The 14,958-nt window shown below is 62.0% G+C and carries 16 protein-coding genes and 1 pseudogene; 8 read left to right on the forward strand and 9 right to left on the reverse strand.

Translation table 11 applies throughout. From position 1 onward, the window contains the following. The first annotated feature begins 59 nt into the window (after window positions 1-59). Window positions 60-950, forward strand: a complete 891-nt coding sequence (locus AC1965_RS07545) for a DMT family transporter (protein ID WP_483886670.1) — start codon at window positions 60-62, stop codon at window positions 948-950. Here AC1965_RS07545 and AC1965_RS07550 read toward each other — a convergent pair. The 4 genes from AC1965_RS07550 to mazG all read right to left on the reverse strand — a co-directional run bounded on the left by AC1965_RS07550 (window position 947) and on the right by mazG (window position 4,643). Then, the gene (locus AC1965_RS07550) at window positions 947-2,356 is read right to left on the reverse strand and encodes a protein adenylyltransferase SelO (RefSeq protein ID WP_483886671.1); all 1,410 of its coding nucleotides are present in this window, start codon (window positions 2,354-2,356) and stop codon (window positions 947-949) included. The genes AC1965_RS07545 and AC1965_RS07550 overlap by 4 nt on opposite strands. Beyond that, on the reverse strand, window positions 2,356-2,805 hold the full coding sequence (locus tag AC1965_RS07555) for a GNAT family N-acetyltransferase (RefSeq protein ID WP_483886672.1): 450 nt from the start codon (window positions 2,803-2,805) through the stop codon (window positions 2,356-2,358). Before AC1965_RS07555 ends, AC1965_RS07550 begins: the two co-directional genes overlap by 1 nt. Beyond that, a complete protein-coding gene (locus AC1965_RS07560; protein WP_483886673.1) occupies window positions 2,802-3,743 on the reverse strand; it encodes a nucleoside hydrolase in 942 nt (313 codons plus the stop codon). The genes AC1965_RS07555 and AC1965_RS07560 overlap by 4 nt, the downstream gene beginning before the upstream one ends. A gap of 75 nt (window positions 3,744-3,818) precedes the next feature. Beyond that, window positions 3,819-4,643: a nucleoside triphosphate pyrophosphohydrolase gene (gene mazG / locus AC1965_RS07565; protein WP_483886674.1), complete on the reverse strand. Its 825-nt coding sequence runs from the start codon at window positions 4,641-4,643 to the stop codon at window positions 3,819-3,821. A 64-nt stretch (window positions 4,644-4,707) separates the two neighbouring features. Between mazG and AC1965_RS07570 the strand changes: the two genes are divergently transcribed. From AC1965_RS07570 to AC1965_RS07585, 4 genes are read left to right on the forward strand one after another with little or no spacing between them, the layout of a single operon-like run. Then, window positions 4,708-5,877, forward strand: coding sequence for a M20 aminoacylase family protein (locus AC1965_RS07570; protein WP_483886675.1), 1,170 nt, complete (start codon window positions 4,708-4,710; stop codon window positions 5,875-5,877). Further along, a complete protein-coding gene (gene speB, locus AC1965_RS07575; RefSeq protein ID WP_483886676.1) occupies window positions 5,877-6,842 on the forward strand; it encodes an agmatinase in 966 nt (321 codons plus the stop codon). Before AC1965_RS07570 ends, speB (AC1965_RS07575) begins: the two co-directional genes overlap by 1 nt. Then, window positions 6,839-7,786 (forward strand): agmatinase, encoded by a 948-nt coding sequence (gene speB, locus AC1965_RS07580; protein WP_483886677.1) that lies wholly within the window; start codon window positions 6,839-6,841, stop codon window positions 7,784-7,786. Before speB (AC1965_RS07575) ends, speB (AC1965_RS07580) begins: the two co-directional genes overlap by 4 nt. Window positions 7,787-7,836: 50 nt before the next feature. After that, window positions 7,837-8,265, forward strand: a complete 429-nt coding sequence (locus AC1965_RS07585) for a DUF1499 domain-containing protein (protein ID WP_483886678.1) — start codon at window positions 7,837-7,839, stop codon at window positions 8,263-8,265. Here the strand turns inward: AC1965_RS07585 and AC1965_RS07590 are convergent. After that, a complete protein-coding gene (locus AC1965_RS07590; protein ID WP_483886679.1) occupies window positions 8,200-8,487 on the reverse strand; it encodes a hypothetical protein in 288 nt (95 codons plus the stop codon). The genes AC1965_RS07585 and AC1965_RS07590 overlap by 66 nt on opposite strands. Before the next feature lie 61 nt (window positions 8,488-8,548). Here AC1965_RS07590 and prfA point away from each other — a divergent pair, with 61 nt between their 5' ends. From prfA to AC1965_RS07605, 3 genes are all read left to right on the forward strand, one after another. Continuing rightward, a complete protein-coding gene (gene prfA, locus AC1965_RS07595; RefSeq protein ID WP_483886680.1) occupies window positions 8,549-9,604 on the forward strand; it encodes a peptide chain release factor 1 in 1,056 nt (351 codons plus the stop codon). Next, window positions 9,601-10,443: a peptide chain release factor N(5)-glutamine methyltransferase gene (gene prmC, locus AC1965_RS07600; protein WP_483886681.1), complete on the forward strand. Its 843-nt coding sequence runs from the start codon at window positions 9,601-9,603 to the stop codon at window positions 10,441-10,443. The genes prfA and prmC overlap by 4 nt, the downstream gene beginning before the upstream one ends. Before the next feature lie 212 nt (window positions 10,444-10,655). Continuing rightward, window positions 10,656-11,276 (forward strand): DUF4167 domain-containing protein, encoded by a 621-nt coding sequence (locus AC1965_RS07605; RefSeq protein ID WP_483886682.1) that lies wholly within the window; start codon window positions 10,656-10,658, stop codon window positions 11,274-11,276. Between the two features lie 73 nt (window positions 11,277-11,349). Here the strand turns inward: AC1965_RS07605 and AC1965_RS07610 are convergent, their stop codons facing one another. The 4 genes and pseudogenes from AC1965_RS07610 to AC1965_RS07625 form a co-directional block, all read right to left on the reverse strand. Then, window positions 11,350-11,928: a hypothetical protein gene (locus tag AC1965_RS07610; RefSeq protein WP_483886683.1), complete on the reverse strand. Its 579-nt coding sequence runs from the start codon at window positions 11,926-11,928 to the stop codon at window positions 11,350-11,352. Between the two features lie 2 nt (window positions 11,929-11,930). Then, entirely contained in the window at window positions 11,931-12,773 is an 843-nt protein-coding gene (gene rsmA / locus AC1965_RS07615) for a 16S rRNA (adenine(1518)-N(6)/adenine(1519)-N(6))-dimethyltransferase RsmA (RefSeq protein WP_483886684.1), read from the reverse strand. Beyond that, a pseudogene (gene pdxA / locus AC1965_RS07620) lies at window positions 12,770-13,739 on the reverse strand (4-hydroxythreonine-4-phosphate dehydrogenase PdxA). The gene rsmA and the pseudogene pdxA overlap by 4 nt, the downstream one beginning before the upstream one ends. Further along, complete coding sequence (locus AC1965_RS07625) at window positions 13,736-14,956, reverse strand: peptidylprolyl isomerase (protein WP_483886685.1); 1,221 nt, start codon at window positions 14,954-14,956, stop codon at window positions 13,736-13,738. The pseudogene pdxA and the gene AC1965_RS07625 overlap by 4 nt, the downstream one beginning before the upstream one ends. Window positions 14,957-14,958: the final 2 nt, after the last annotated feature.

Below are 14,958 nucleotides of genomic sequence, written 5' to 3' on the forward strand. Positions count from 1 at the left end.
CCGGTGAATTCATCCGGCGCGCCATTGACTTCCCCCCGGCGCAGGGCATTCCTGACGGGATGGAGCGTAAATCCCACATTGATACCTTTGGCGCGGTGGCACTGGTGCTGTTTGCGCTGAACCTTGCCTTTAACCAGGTGGTGATCAAGGTCACGACAGGCGGGATGAACCCGATCTTTATTGCGGGGCTGCGGTCTGCGGGGGCGGTGATTGTCCTGCTGATCTGGATGCATCTGCGCGGGATCAGCCTGCGGTTGCCGCGTGCCGCCTGGCCTGCGGGCGTCGGGGTTGGCGTGCTCTTTGCCCTTGAGTTCATGTGCCTTTTCACCGCGCTCGACCTAACGACCGTCAGCCGCGCCTCGGTGATATTCTATTCGATGCCGGTCTGGCTGGCGCTGGCGGCGCATCTTGTGCTGCCGGGCGAACGGTTGAACGGGATGCGCGTGGGCGGGTTGGCGTTGGCGATGGCGGGGGTCGCGCTGGCGCTAAGTGACCGCAGCGGTGGGCAGGTCAGCTGGGCCGGCGATCTGCTGGCGCTTTTGTCGGCGTTCTGCTGGGCGGGTATCGCGCTATGTGTGCGGATAACGCCTCTGGCCAAGGTGCCGCCGGCGCAGCAATTGATGATGCAGGTGGTGATTTCTGCGCCGATCCTGCTGCTGCTGGCGCCGCTGACTGGGCCATTGCTGCGCGATGTGCAGGTGATTCACTTGGCGGCGCTGCTGTACCAGATCATCGCGGTGGCCAGTCTGGGGTTTCTGGCGTGGTTCTGGCTGATGACGATCTATCCGGCGGCCTCGGTCGCGTCCTTCAGCTTTCTCTCTCCGGTGTTTTCGGTGCTGTTGGGCTGGCTTTTGTTGTCGGAAAGCGTGGCACCGTCGGTCTGGGGGGCGCTGGTGCTGGTCGCGGCTGGGATATACCTGATCAACCGCAAACCCCGCGTGACCGTTTAGGTGCCACAAAAAGTTGCTGGCACGATCTCGGCCTCTGTGGGGGGACGGTGCAGGTCGGGGTCGGTTTCGACATAGGGTGTGGCAAGCGCTTTCATCAGACGCTCAAACGGGGCCATGTCGCCTGCCACGGCGGCGTCGATCATCTGTTCGACACGGTGATTGCGCGGAATTACGGCGGGGTTTGCACTTTGCATCAATGCGGCGGAATCAGGTTCCGACTGAAGCCGCGATTGCCATTTTTCCGACCAGAGATCAAAGGCTTCACGGTTTGCAAACTGATCGCGTGCGTCAGCTTTGCAAAGTGATCGGAAAGTATTTGCAAAATCGGCGCCATCCGTCTGCATTAGATTGAGCAAGTCATTGACCAAGGTCACATCATCGGGCCGGGGGGTGCTGATGCCGATCTTGGCGGCGAAACGGCGCAACCATGCGGATTCCAATTGGTCAGGCATCGCGTGCACGATCGCGGTTGCCTCTTCGATGGCGGCGTCTTTGTCATCAAGCTGCTGGATCAGTGAGGTGGCAAGCTGTGCCATGTTCCATACGACGATATTTGGTTGATTGCCAAAGGCATAGCGCCCCTGCCTGTCGATCGAGCTGAACACGCGGCCTTGATGAAAGGCGTCCATGAAGGCGCAGGGGCCGTAATCAATCGTTTCGCCCGAGATCGCGCAATTGTCGGTGTTCATCACCCCGTGAATAAAACCCACCGACATCCACTGTGCGACCAGTTCTGCTTGCGCCGCGCAGACCTCGCGCAGCAGACCCATGGGGCCGTCGGCATCGGGGTAATGGCGCGCTATGGCGTAATCGGTGAGGGTCTTGAGATGGTCTATGTCGCCCCGGTGGGCAAAGACCTGAAAGGTGCCAACCCGCAGGTGGCTGCGCGCCACGCGCGTCACGATGGCGCCGGGCAGCGCGCCCTGTTCGCGGAAAATCGGTTCGCCCGTGGCAACGGCGGCCAGCGCGCGCGTTGTGGGGATGCCGAGGGCATGCATCGCCTCGCTGATCAGGTATTCACGCAGCACCGGTCCCATCCAGGCGCGCCCGTCACCCATGCGCGAATAAGGCGTGGGACCCGCGCCTTTCAGGTGAATGTCGCGGCGTATGTCATTGGAATCTATGACTTCACCCAGCAGAATAGCGCGACCATCACCAAGCTGCGGGTTGAAATTTCCAAACTGATGCCCGGCATAAAGCTGGGCCAGAGGGTCGGCGCCTGCGGGCACCGTGTTACCCGCGAATACCTGTGCCAATTCATCGGTGTCGGCGGCGGAAATACCCAACAGCCGGGCAAGACCATCGTTATAGGCCATCAGTTTGGGCGCTTTTACCGGGGTGGGGTTCTGCCGGGTGTAGAACCCATCGGGCAGGCGCGCATAGCTGTTGTCAAAGGGGATTTGCATCACAGCGGCCGGGACATGAACATATACTGCGCGCGGGGTTTGAAACCGGCGCGGGTATAGAGCTTGAGCGCGGCGGCGTTGTCGCGGTCGACCTCGAGGTGGATGGCGCGCAGCCCACCTGCGGCCAGTGCCCGCGGCAAGGCGACCAGCGCCTCAGACGCAATGCCGCGCCCGCGCACGCCGGGGCGGATGTAAAGTTCGTCGATGATGGCGTCCAGCCCGCCAAATTCGACAGACCAGCCAAAACAGATCACGATATAGCCGATTGGCGCACGCGGCGGACCAATCAGATAGGCCGCACCATGGGGGATGCCTTCGAGCAGCGGAGTCAAACCGCGCCGCCGCTGTTCGTCTGACATTTCAATGCCTTCTTCGGCGTGAAAGGCGGTGACCAGCGCCACCAGACGGTCCAGGTGTTCTGGCGCGCCAAGGGTGAGAACAGCGCTCATAGCCGGGCCAATCGGTCGGTCAGCAGGGCAAAGAAGCCGTCGGCATCCACATCGCCGATGAATGTCGCATTGGGGGCGCGATCGGTAACGCCCCACCAGTCGGCCACGGTCATGCCCATGGTCAGCTCTGATGTGGTTTCAATCTCGACGTTGATGTGTCGACCGCTGAACAGATCGGGGTTGATCAGATAGGCCGTGACGCAGGGATCATGCAGCGGCGCGCCATCAGAGCCGTATTTTTCGCGGTCAAACCGTTCAAAGAAATCAGTCATCTGGGCCACGGCGATACCCACCGGGCTACCGATGGCGCGAAAGGCGTCGTTGCGCGCCTTGGTGACCAGCGCCTTATGTGTCACGTCCAGCGGCATGACCACAATCGGAGCGCCTGATTTAAACACGATATCAGCAGCTTGTGGATCGACGTAAATGTTAAACTCTGCCGTGGGGGTGATGTTTCCCCCTTCAAAATAGCCACCGCCCATAAGCACGATCTTGGCAATGCGTGCGGCAATGTCCGGGGCCTTTTGCAGCGCTGTGGCGATGTTGGTCAGCGGCCCCAAAGGGCAAAGCGTGACGGTGCCGGGCGCATGGGCGCGCAGTTGGTCGATGATGAAATCCACGGCGTGACCGGGCGACAATGGCATCGTGGGATCGGGCAGGTCAGGTCCATCAAGGCCGGACTTGCCGTGCACATGCTCCGCCGTGACCAGATCGCGGCCCAAGGGGCGATCGCAGCCGGCAAAAACCTTGATATCGGGCCGTTTGGCCAATTCGCAGATGATGCGCGCGTTTTTTGAGGTCAGATCAAGCGGCACGTTACCTGCGACACAGGTGATGCCCAGCAGGTCAATCTCGTCCGGGCTGGCCAGCGCCAGCAGGATCGCCACGGCGTCGTCCTGGCCGGGGTCGGTGTCGATGATGATCTTGCGCGGTTGCATGGGTATTCCTGTCGTTATGTGTTGCCCAGAGCCTTGCCGGAGGGCGCGCCGCTTGTCCAGCCTTGCGCCGATGGGTTAGCTGCGTTCCGCCACTTTGACCGCATCCCAAAGCGCGTCCATCTCTGCCAGATCGCTTTGTTTTGGCGTTTTCCCCATGGCGGCAAGCCGCGCTTCGACGGCCTCAAAGCGGCGGGTGAACTTGGCGTTTGCTGCGCGCAGGGCGGCTTCGGGATCTAGGTTCAGGTGACGGCCCAAATTGGCCATGACAAACAGAAGGTCGCCGTATTCCTCTTCGATTTCGGCTTGGCTGAGGGTGTCGCGCGCCTCTACCAGTTCGGCGGCTTCTTCGGTGATCTTGTCCAGTACCTCGTCGGTGTGGGGCCAGTCGAACCCCACACGCGCGGCGCGGTTTTGCAGTTTCAGCGCGCGCAGCAGGGCGGGCAGGCCGATGGCAACGCCGTCCAGCGTGCCGCGCTGCGCCTTGCCTGCGCGTTCCTTGGCTTTGATCGCTTCCCAATCGGCGGTCTGTTGTTCGGCGGATTTGTCGCGCGATTCATCGCCAAAGACATGCGGGTGGCGGGCGACCATCTTGTCGCTGATGTTGCGCACCACTGTGGCAAAGCTGAAATGCCCGGCCTCTTCGCCCATGGCGGTGTGGTAGACGGTTTGCAGCAGCAGATCGCCCAGCTCGCCTTCCAGCTCTGCCCAGTCGCGCCGCTGAATGGCGTCGGCGACTTCGTAAGCCTCTTCAATGGTATAGGGGGCGATACTGTCGAAATTCTGCTCGATGTCCCAGGGGCAGCCACTGTCGGGGTCGCGCAGGCGGCGCATGATTTCCAGCAATCGTTCGATGCCGGCCCCGGTGTCGTGAATGAGGTCGGAATTTGTGTCGTCTGGCATTGCAGCCCCCGCATGTCTGGTGTCAGATGCGACCTGATCAAACCTGCACCAAGGAGTCCAGCCCATGCCAGTGGTCAACCGCATTGCCGCCTTTGCCGAGGATATGACCGGATGGCGCAGGCATCTTCATACGATCCCCGAATTGGGGGTCGACTGCCATGACACGGCGGCGTTCGTGGCAGAGCGGTTGCGCGAATTCGGGGTGGATGAACTGCACGAGGGTATTGCCACAACGGGTATGGTGGCGATCATCAACGGGCAGGGTGCGGGGCCAACCATCGGGCTGCGCGCCGACATGGATGCGCTGCCGATCAATGAGGCGACGGGGGTCGATTATGCCAGCACGCGGCCGGGCAAGATGCATGCCTGCGGCCACGACGGGCACACCACGATGTTGCTGGGTGCGGCGCGCTATCTGGCGGAGACGCGGAATTTTGCAGGAAGGGTCGCGCTGATCTTTCAGCCGGCCGAGGAAACCGGCGGCGGGGCCGAGGTGATGGTGCAGGCAGGCGTCATGGAGCAGTTCGACATCGCCGAGGTCTATGCGCTGCACAATGCGCCGGGGTTTGAGCATGGGGCGTTTTTCACCACGCCGGGGCCAATTATGGCGGCGGTGGACACGTTTCACATTCACATCAAGGGCAAGGGCGGTCATGGCGCGATGCCCCATGATACCCGCGATCCGGTGGTGGCGGCCTGTGGCATGGCGCAGGCGATCCAGACGATTGTCAGTCGCAATCACATGGCAACGCAGGATCTGGTGGTGTCTGTGACGCAGATCCACACCGGGTCAGCCGATAATGTCGTCCCTGATACCGCCTATATCAATGGCACCGTACGTACCTTTGACCGCGAGGTGCAGGCCATGGTGATGCGCCGATTGCAGCAGATCGTCGACGGGCAGGCGGCCAGCTATGATGTGACGGCAAAGCTGGACTATGACGTGGGGTATCCTGCTACCATCAATGATGCGTCCAAGACCGAATTCGCCGTAGATGTGGCGCGTGATGTGGTGGGCGAGGCCAATGTACACGGCGACTACGGTCGGGAGATGGGGGCGGAGGATTTCAGTTACATGCTGGAGAAACGCCCCGGCGCCTATCTGTTTCTGGGCCAAGGCGAAGGCGCGGGACTGCACCATCCCGAATATAACTTTGATGACGAGATCGCACCGGTCGGGGCGTCGTTCTTTGCCCGGATCGTAGAGCGGGCGCTGCCAGTGGGGGGCAAATAATGGCATTGGAGGATGCGGCCAAGCAGATGGACATGGCCTTTACCCGTGACTCGTTGAAAGGCCCCAGTTTCGAGCTGACCTTTGCCGGGGCCACGTCGTTTCTGCGGCGAAAATATACCAAGGATCTGACCGGTGTTGATATCGCCGTGACCGGGGTGCCGTTTGATCAGGCAGTGACGAACCGCCCCGGCACGCGGCTTGGCCCGCGGGCGATCCGCGAGGCCAGCACGTTGCAGGCCCCCGACGCGCCTTATGGCTGGGATTTTGATGTGCTCAGCGAGTTTGCTATCGCCGATTATGGTGATCTGGCGTTTGATTATGGGCATGTGAGCCAGTTTCCCGCAGCGTTGACCGCGCATATCAAGGGGATTCTAGACGCAGGTGCAGCGAGCGTGGTGCTGGGGGGGGATCACTATATCACCTTCCCGATCCTCAAGGCCTATGCCGAGAAATACGGGCCAATCAGTCTGCTGCAATTCGATGCACATTCCGACACATGGGTCGATGACGACATGGACCGGATCGACCACGGTACGATGTTCTATAAGGCGGTGAAAACTGGGATCGTGGACCCCAAGACCAGCGTCCAGGTCGGTATTCGCACCACCAACGCAGACACGCTCGGGGTGACGGTGATTGATGCGCGCGAGGTTCATGAAATTGGCGCGCAGGCGACGGTGGCCAAGATCAAGGCCGTGTTGGGCGACCGGCCAACCTATCTGACCTTTGACATTGACGCGCTTGACCCTGCCTTTGCGCCCGGCACAGGTACGCCGGTCTGGGGCGGGTTGACGTCGTCGCAATGCGCGATCATGCTTCGCGATCTGGCGGGGATCAACATTATGGGCGGGGACGTTGTCGAAGTGTCGCCGCCGTTTGATACAACGGGCGCCACCGCGATTGCGGGCGCTCATGTGGCGACGGAAATCCTGTCGTTGCTAGGCCATAGGATGCGCAGCACATGAGCGACAAGAACCAACCCATCAGCGGTAACGATCTGGCGCGGTTTTCCGGGCCAAATACCTTTATGCGCCTGCCTTTCGCCAATGATTTGAAGGGGCTGGACGTCGCAATCTTGGGCGTGCCGATGGACATCGGTACCTCGTGGCGGTCTGGAACGCGTTTTGGCCCCAAACAGGTGCGCAGTGAAAGTGCGATGATCCGGCCCTATAACCTTGCCACTGGGGCGGCGCCCTTTGACGGGTTGCAGGTGGCGGATATTGGCGATCTGGCAATCAATACTTTTTCTCTGAGCGATTCATTGCGCATTATTTCAGAGAGTTACGATGCGATCTTAAAGTATGATGCGACGCCTATGGCTATCGGTGGCGACCATTCGATGACGCTGCCGATCCTGCGGGCCATGGCGCGGCGGCATGGTCCGGTGGCGTTGGTTCATGTCGATGCCCATGCCGACGTCAACGACGAGATGTTTGGCGAACGGGAAACGCACGGGACCTTCCTGCGCCGTGCGTATGAAGAGGGCCTCGTAAACCCTTCGAAAACATACCAAATTGGTCTGCGCGGTTCGGGATATTCCGCCGAAGATTTTACCGAGGCGGCTGGCTGGGGATTTCAGCAGTTCCCGGCGCATGAGCTTTGGGGGCGCAACCTGTCGGCGATGGCCGCCGAAATCAGGCGCGATATCGGGGATCTGCCCACTTATGTGACCTATGATATCGACAGTCTTGATCCGGCCTATGCGCCTGGGACCGGCACGCCAGAAATTGGCGGGCTGACCACGCCGCAGGCGCTGGAACTGATCCGCAGTCTAAAGGGCGCAAATATCGTTGGCTGTGATCTGGTCGAAGTGTCACCGCCCTATGACACATCGGGCAATACTGCGCTGACAGCGGCCAATATTCTGTTTGAACTGCTGTGCGTATTGCCCGGCGTGGTCTACCGCTGAAGGTCGGCGATACTTATATTGAGGATAATCAACGCGGTGGGGTGCGCAGGATGATTTTTTGGATTTTAGCGATCATTGTGGTGGCGGTGCTGGCCTATATCAGGCTTGCCCCATCAGATTTGGCGCGCTGGCATGTTCAGGCCAGCGGCAGCGAGATCGGTGACTATCCGCGCACGGGTGGCCGCGTCTGGCGCCAAGAGATCGTTGGCAATGGCCGTGATCAACTGCGCGATCTGGACCGCATCATTTTGGATACGCCGCGCACGACACGACTGACCGGATCGGTGGATGCCGGGCAGGTGACCTATGTCACGCGCAGTGCCGTCATGGGATTTCCCGATTATACGACGGTGGGCGTTTACGGCGACAGTCCACGGTATCTGGAGATTTACGGCCGCCTGCGCTTTGGCCGATCAGATCTTGGGGTAAACGCCAAGCGGATTGAAGGCTGGCTCGCCGCCTTTGAGGCTGGAGGATAGACAGCCCTTTTGCACCTCGCGCCACATCGGCACATTCAGTGACATCTGGCATTGCGCCATGAACATGCGCCCGTCGACCTGCAAACATATCGTTTCGCCCAGTTCTACGCGGCTGCCTGACCGGTCGGTGCAATAGCAATCAATTGTCTTGCCGCCGGGGGCTTTGACATCGGCCAGCGCCGGGCTGGCCATCAGGGCGATAAGGGCGAACGCAGGTTTCATGGCCCTACGATAGCATGTCACGCCTCTTGACCAAAGCCTTTGCATAGGCGACAGGAAACCCATGATCCCAATGGACCGCCTTGAGCAGATTTCACAACGCTTTCAGTTTCTGGAGGCGACAATGGCTGTTGGCTCGGACGGGGCGGATTTTGCCAAATTGGCCAAGGAATATGCCGATCTGCGCCCAGTTGTAGATCAGATCGACGCCTATAAGCAGTTGCAGCGCGATATGGCTGACGCCAAGGCGATGCTGAACGATCCTGAGATGGCCGAACTGGCGCAGGAAGAATTGCCACGGCTCAAGGCGGCGCTGCCTGCGGCCGAGGCGGCGTTGCAATTGGCGCTGCTGCCCCGCGACCTGGCGGATGCCAAGCCTGCGATGCTGGAAATTCGGCCCGGCACCGGTGGCGATGAGGCGGCGTTGTTTGCCGCCGATTTGTTGCGCATGTATCAGCGCTATGCCGAGGCGCGGGGCTGGGGCTTTGATTTGATCGAGGCGCAGATGACCGAGCTGGGGGGCGTCAAGGAAGTGGTGGCCCATATCACCGGGCAAAACGTCTTTGCCCGGCTGAAGTACGAAAGTGGCGTGCACCGGGTGCAGCGTGTGCCGAGTACCGAAAGCGGCGGGCGCATTCACACGTCGGCGGCCACGGTGGCGGTTTTGCCAGAGGCCGAGGATGTGGATATCGAGATCAACGCGAATGATCTGCGCATTGATACGATGCGGTCGTCTGGGGCCGGTGGCCAGCACGTGAACACCACTGATTCTGCCGTGCGGATCACCCATATTCCGACCGGGATTGTGGTGACGAGTTCGGAAAAATCGCAGCACCGCAACCGCGACAAGGCGATGCAGGTACTCAAAGCGCGGTTATATGACATGGAGCGCAGCCGGATGGACAGCGAACGGTCGGCCAGCCGTGCAGCACAGGTGGGGTCGGGCGATCGGTCCGAGCGTATCAGGACCTATAATTTCCCGCAGGGGCGGATGACCGACCACCGGATTAACCTGACGCTCTATCGTTTGGATGCGGTGATGCAGGGCGATCTGGACGAGATCGTGGATGCGTTGACCGCTGATGCACAGGCGCAGATGATGGCGGAAATGGGCGTATGAGCCCGCCGACCGCAGCACAGGCGATGGCCGCGGCGGCAGGGCGATTGCGTGCGGCGGGCGTGCCTGATCCCGCCCGCGATGCACGGCTGCTGCTGGCGCATGCCGCATCTGTCGATGCCGCACGGGTGACATTGATCGCACCAGAGGAAATTGCCCCCGATGTGGCCGAACGGTTTGAGCATCTGGTGGCCCTGCGCGCCGTGCGGGTGCCGGTGTCGCATTTATTGGGACGGCGGGCGTTTTATGGCCGTGATTTCCGTATTAGCCGGGATGTGCTCGACCCGCGCCCGGAAACCGAGACCCTGATCGAGCTGGCGTTGAACGCGCCGTTTACACGGGTTTTGGACCTTGGCACCGGATCGGGATGTATTCTGGTGACGCTGCTGGCTGAACGGGGTGATGCCACTGGTCTTGGGGTCGATCTGTCCGAGGCCGCCTGCCTGCAGGCCAGCGCAAATGCGGTGCAGCACGGGGTCGCAGAACGCGCTGACGTCCGCCAGTCGGATTGGTTTGCCGCCGTCGACGGGCGGTTTGATCTGATCGTGTCGAACCCGCCCTATCTGGCCGCGTCCGAAATGGACGCAATCGCGCCCGAGTTGCGCGATCATGAGCCGTCGATCGCGCTGACGGATGGGCGCGACGGGCTGAGCGCCTATCGGATCATTGCCGCCGAGGCGCAGGGCTATCTGACCGCCGCGGGTCAGGTGATGGTCGAGATTGGCTGGCAACAGGGTGCCGCTGTCTGTGAGATTTTTGAACGGGCCGGATGGGGGCAGGTGCGGCTGGCGCAGGATCTGGATGGTCGTGCGCGTGTGGTCAGCGCGGCCAATCCGGCATGAATTCGCACAAAAATGAGGTCAAGGCCCGGATCGGGTGCAGTTTCTTCTTGCCGTGGGGCTTCTGGCGTGTTTATTCAAAGATGTTGCAGCGGTGGATGCCTATGGTGGTCCCGCGCGGCGTTAAGCCCAACATATCGCTTTGGCCGGGTATAACACGGTGCGGTTGCGCCTCCGGTATTACGACTAACAGCACTAAAGGCTGACATCATTTCATGAACTCTCCCAGATCACGTTCCCGATCGAAGAATAATCGCAAGCGTTCGCCCCAGAGCGGCGGCAATGTCGTCAACCGGGTGTTCGACAGCTCCGGCCCTGAGGGCAAGGTGCGCGGCACGCCACAGCAGGTTATCGAAAAGTATAACCAGTTGGCGCGTGACGCACAGCTGAGTAACGACCGCGTTGCGGCCGAGAATTTCCAGCAGCACGCAGAACATTACCTGCGGATGCTAAGCGAGGCGCAGCGCGAAGTTGACCAGCGCCGCGAAGAGCAGGAACGCCAGAACCGCGAACGTCAGGCCGAACGCGACCGCGAGCGTGCCGAGCGCCAAGAGCGTGATGGCAGTCAAGGTGGCGATCCACGACAGCAGAACGACCAGCGCCCGCCGAACGATCAGCGCCAGCAGAACGATCACGGCGACCAGTCTGGCGATTCTCATCAGGAGCCACAGCCCGATGTTCAGGTCGAAGCCGAGGCAGAGAGCGGTCTGGTGGAAACACCCGAAAGCAAGCCAAAGCCCAAGCGCGCCCCACGTCGCAAACCCAAGCCAAAGGGTGACGACGAGGCGTCGCAGCCCGCAGAGGGTGGCGGCGACCAGCCCAAGGCAGCAGAATAAGATTAGGCCCCGCATGATGCGGGGCTTTTCTTTTGTACGGTGAGAATTTTCTGCTCAGGCCCGCGCGGCCCGGCTATTCCGTCATGCCGGCACGCACATAGCGTACCTTGCCGTAGCGGCGCATGACGGTTTCGCGTTCTTCCCAATCATAGCGGCGGTCCTGTGCCACCGTTGACCAGAACAGGACGCCGCCCTTGCGCCAGGGGTCCAGCACAATACCTGCCTGCATGGGCGCGCCTGCGGCGCTGATCACAGCAGTGGAATGGTCGATCAGCAGCGCGTTGTCGCCATTGGCAATCGCCCGGTGCAGATCGAGCGTGGCAAAGTTTTCGGCTTTCAGGCGCTGTTCCATGTCTTCGGCCCAATGCCAGCACAACCCGCGCGCGCGTCTGCCGCTGTTGACCTTGGCGTTATGTACCAGCGGTGGATCGGTGATCTGATAGGCGATGGCGAGGTCGTGGGTATAGCGATAGGCAATCTGTGCGGCGCGGTTGGCCTCGGCGGGATCAACGCTGGGTGACAGACGCAGGATCGCGGCACTTAGCCCTGCGATGTCGTCGGCGCTGCCGGGCGGCGGCGGGCCATTGCGGGTGACGCCGCAAGCCGACAGCGCCAGCAGGGCGGACAGGACAATCCAGCGCATCGCGGCCATGGTCAGGCTCCGGCCACTTCGCGGGCAAGGGCGCAGAAGCCCTCAAGCGGCACCTGTTCGGCCCGGTCGGTGGGGCTAAGCCCAGCCGCGCGCAGGCGGTCTTCGATGTCGGGGGTCAGCCCCTTGAGCGCCGAGCGCAGCATCTTGCGGCGCTGGTTGAACGCCATGGCGACCACGCGGTTCAGCACGGCCGGATCAGCGGGAAAGCGTGGTTGCGGCAGGGCCGTGAGATGTACAACAGCAGAAGATACCTTGGGCGGCGGGGTGAAGGCACCGGGCGGCAAATGCATGACGATGCGCGCATCGCAGCGCCACTGTGCCAGCAGCGCCAGTCGACCATACGCCTTGGAGCCGGGGGTGGCCACGATGCGTTCCGCCACCTCGCGCTGAAACATCAGTGTCAGGCTTTGCCAGAAGGGGGGCCATGCGGGCGGGGTCAGCCAGCGTACCAGCAATTCGGTGCCGACGTTATAAGGCAGGTTTGCCGCCACGCGGATCGGCGGTGTCAGATGTGCCAATGGGTCGATGTCGAGCGCGTCACCTTCGATCACGGTTAAACGGCCAGGGTAATGTGCGGCGATTTCGGCCAGCGCCGGCAGGCAGCGGGCGTCCTTTTCGATGGCCAGCACATGACGCGCCCCCTGGGCCAGAAGGCCGCGGGTCAGACCGCCCGGACCGGGGCCGATTTCCAGCACATCGCAGTCCGCCACATCCCCGGCCTGCCGCGCGATCTTGGCGGTCAGGTTCAGGTCGAGCAGGAAGTTCTGGCCGAGCGATTTGCGCGCGGCCAGATCATGGGTGGTGATGACCTCGCGCAGCGGGGGCAGATCGTCGATACCGCTCATGCCATGCCTGCCATCCGGTGTGCCAGCTTGATCGCCTCGATCATGCTGGTGGGGTTGGCCAGCCCGCGCCCGGCGATGTCAAAGGCCGTGCCGTGGTCGGGTGATGTGCGCACGAAAGGCAGGCCCAGCGTTACGTTCACGCCGCGGTCGAAATCCAGCGTCTTGATCGGGATCAGCGCCTGATCATGGTACATCGCGATCGCGGCATCATAGCGCGCGCGGGCGGCGGCGTGAAACATGGTGTCGGCGGGCAAGGGGCCTGTCAGATCAAACCCTTCGCCCTGCATCTGGGTGATCAGCGGTGCGATCCAGTCGATTTCCTGCCGACCCATGGCGCCGCCTTCGCCAGCGTGGGGGTTCAGCCCGGCCACGGCGATGCGGGGGCTGGCGATGCCAAAGCGGTCGCGCAGTCCGGCGGCGGTAATTTCGATCGTGCGGCGCAGGCGGGCGGGGGTAAGGTGCAGCGGCACCTGATCCAGCGCGATGTGGATCGTGGCGGGCACGACGCGCAGTTGATCAGAGGCCAGCATCATCACCACGTCATCCACCCCGGCCAGAGCGGCAAGGTATTCGGTGTGGCCCGGATAAGCGAAGGCGGCGCCGTCCTTTAGCGCCTTTTTGTGGATCGGGGCGGTACACAGCGCACAGGCCTGACCGGCACGGACCAGATCGACCCCGCGTGCGATAGCGTCAATCACGCCGTGGGCGTGGCCCGGTTGAGGTATGCCGGGTGTTGCGGCGCTGCCGAAATCATGGGCCAGAACGGGCAGGGCGCCGGTGCAGATGGCGGCGGCCTCAGAGGGGTCGTTGATCTGCTGGACAGGCAGATCGGCGGGCAGGTGACGCGGATTCTCCGATCCAGAACATCGGCACGTCCGCCGCAAGCGCCGCCCAGGCGCGGGCGGCCACTTCTGGCCCGATCCCTGCGGGCTCACCGCAGGAAATGGCAACTGGCAGAGAGGTCATAGGCGCGTGATGCGAGCATCTGCGCGGGCCTGTTCGATCATCTGCTTGGAATAGCCTTCCAGCTTGCGCTGGCGCAGTGCGTTGATGACTGCCTCCCGGTCGACCTCGGCATTGGCTTCGGCGGTGCGTTTGCACAGCATCAAAAAGACAAGGGTCTGACCGTTGGAGCGGGTGAGCGCCGTGGACACTTCACCGGGGTCAAGTTTGGCGAGTTCGATAGCCACATCCTGTGGAATCTCGCCCGGTGCCTTGGCACCACGGTCGAGTACCTGGGCAGGCTGGCCTTTGGCGGTGGCGTAAAGGTCGTCACAGGTATCAACCTCGCCGCGCAGCTTGGCGGCCTGTGCAAGTGCGGCGTCAGAGCGGCCACCGGGAATGTAGTAGGCGGCATAGTCGATCTTGGAATAGGCGATGCTGGGTTTGCCGGTTTCCTCGATGCCGCGCAGCTGGAACAGCGCCACTGCATTGGGGATCGGCAGCGGCGGGGTCACTTCGCCGGGGGACAACGCCAGGATGATCGGGTGCAGGGAGGCGGGCAGTTTGTCCAGCTCGGTCCAGGGCATCTGTCCACCGCGCCCGCGCGAGGCCGTTGCAGAATACTGGCGGGCATAGTTGGAGAACTCGGCCTCGGAACGGCTTTGCGCGATGCGCTCGGCCAAGGCGTTGACCTGCGCGGCGTTCTGTGGCGGTGCGGGGATGATAATTTCGGACAGCAGCACGCGGATGCCGCCGCGTGACGTGGACGTGCCCAGGGCGCGGTCCACTTCGGCGTCGGTGATGTTGACGCTGCTGTTATAGCGCCCCCGGATCAGATCGCGCCAGGCCAGGCTGATCACCACAAAATCGCGGAAAGTTTCTTGTTCCACACCGGATTGAGCCAGTGCGGTAATGAATTCTTCGGCTGTCAGATTGGCGCGGGCGGCAAATTCCGTCATCCCGGCCTGGATCGTTTCGGGGGTGGTTTCCAGACCAAACCCCTTGAGGATTTCACCGCGCAACCGATCCTCGATCAGCGCGTCGATCACGCTTTCGCGGTCCGTGCCGGGAGCGTTCAGAACTTGGAGAAAGCGCTGGCGCTGCTGGATCTCGTATTCTGTGATCACGGCGTCGTTCACCTTGGCCACCGGCGCAAAAAGGTTCTGCGCCACCGCCGCTTGCCCGATCAGCATCACGAAAACGAGGGCGGCAAGCCTGCGAAGGGCTGCGCGGATATTCATTC

The organism is Sulfitobacter sp. KMM 9851, assembly GCF_057178245.1.

Coding starts and splice junctions, on each gene's coding strand:
- AC1965_RS07555 (WP_483886672.1), bottom strand. CDS start 2,805: ATGAGCGCTGTTCTCACCCTTGGCGCGCCAGAACACCTGGACCGTCTG.
- AC1965_RS07605 (WP_483886682.1), top strand. CDS start 10,656: ATGAACTCTCCCAGATCACGTTCCCGATCGAAGAATAATCGCAAGCGT.
- AC1965_RS07610 (WP_483886683.1), bottom strand. CDS start 11,928: ATGGCCGCGATGCGCTGGATTGTCCTGTCCGCCCTGCTGGCGCTGTCG.
- speB (WP_483886677.1), top strand. CDS start 6,839: ATGAGCGACAAGAACCAACCCATCAGCGGTAACGATCTGGCGCGGTTT.
- AC1965_RS07560 (WP_483886673.1), bottom strand. CDS start 3,743: ATGCAACCGCGCAAGATCATCATCGACACCGACCCCGGCCAGGACGAC.
- rsmA (WP_483886684.1), bottom strand. CDS start 12,773: ATGAGCGGTATCGACGATCTGCCCCCGCTGCGCGAGGTCATCACCACC.
- AC1965_RS07545 (WP_483886670.1), top strand. CDS start 60: ATGGAGCGTAAATCCCACATTGATACCTTTGGCGCGGTGGCACTGGTG.
- AC1965_RS07585 (WP_483886678.1), top strand. CDS start 7,837: ATGATTTTTTGGATTTTAGCGATCATTGTGGTGGCGGTGCTGGCCTAT.
- AC1965_RS07570 (WP_483886675.1), top strand. CDS start 4,708: ATGCCAGTGGTCAACCGCATTGCCGCCTTTGCCGAGGATATGACCGGA.
- AC1965_RS07625 (WP_483886685.1), bottom strand. CDS start 14,956: ATGAATATCCGCGCAGCCCTTCGCAGGCTTGCCGCCCTCGTTTTCGTG.
- AC1965_RS07590 (WP_483886679.1), bottom strand. CDS start 8,487: ATGAAACCTGCGTTCGCCCTTATCGCCCTGATGGCCAGCCCGGCGCTG.
- prmC (WP_483886681.1), top strand. CDS start 9,601: ATGAGCCCGCCGACCGCAGCACAGGCGATGGCCGCGGCGGCAGGGCGA.
- speB (WP_483886676.1), top strand. CDS start 5,877: ATGGCATTGGAGGATGCGGCCAAGCAGATGGACATGGCCTTTACCCGT.
- AC1965_RS07550 (WP_483886671.1), bottom strand. CDS start 2,356: ATGCAAATCCCCTTTGACAACAGCTATGCGCGCCTGCCCGATGGGTTC.
- mazG (WP_483886674.1), bottom strand. CDS start 4,643: ATGCCAGACGACACAAATTCCGACCTCATTCACGACACCGGGGCCGGC.
- prfA (WP_483886680.1), top strand. CDS start 8,549: ATGATCCCAATGGACCGCCTTGAGCAGATTTCACAACGCTTTCAGTTT.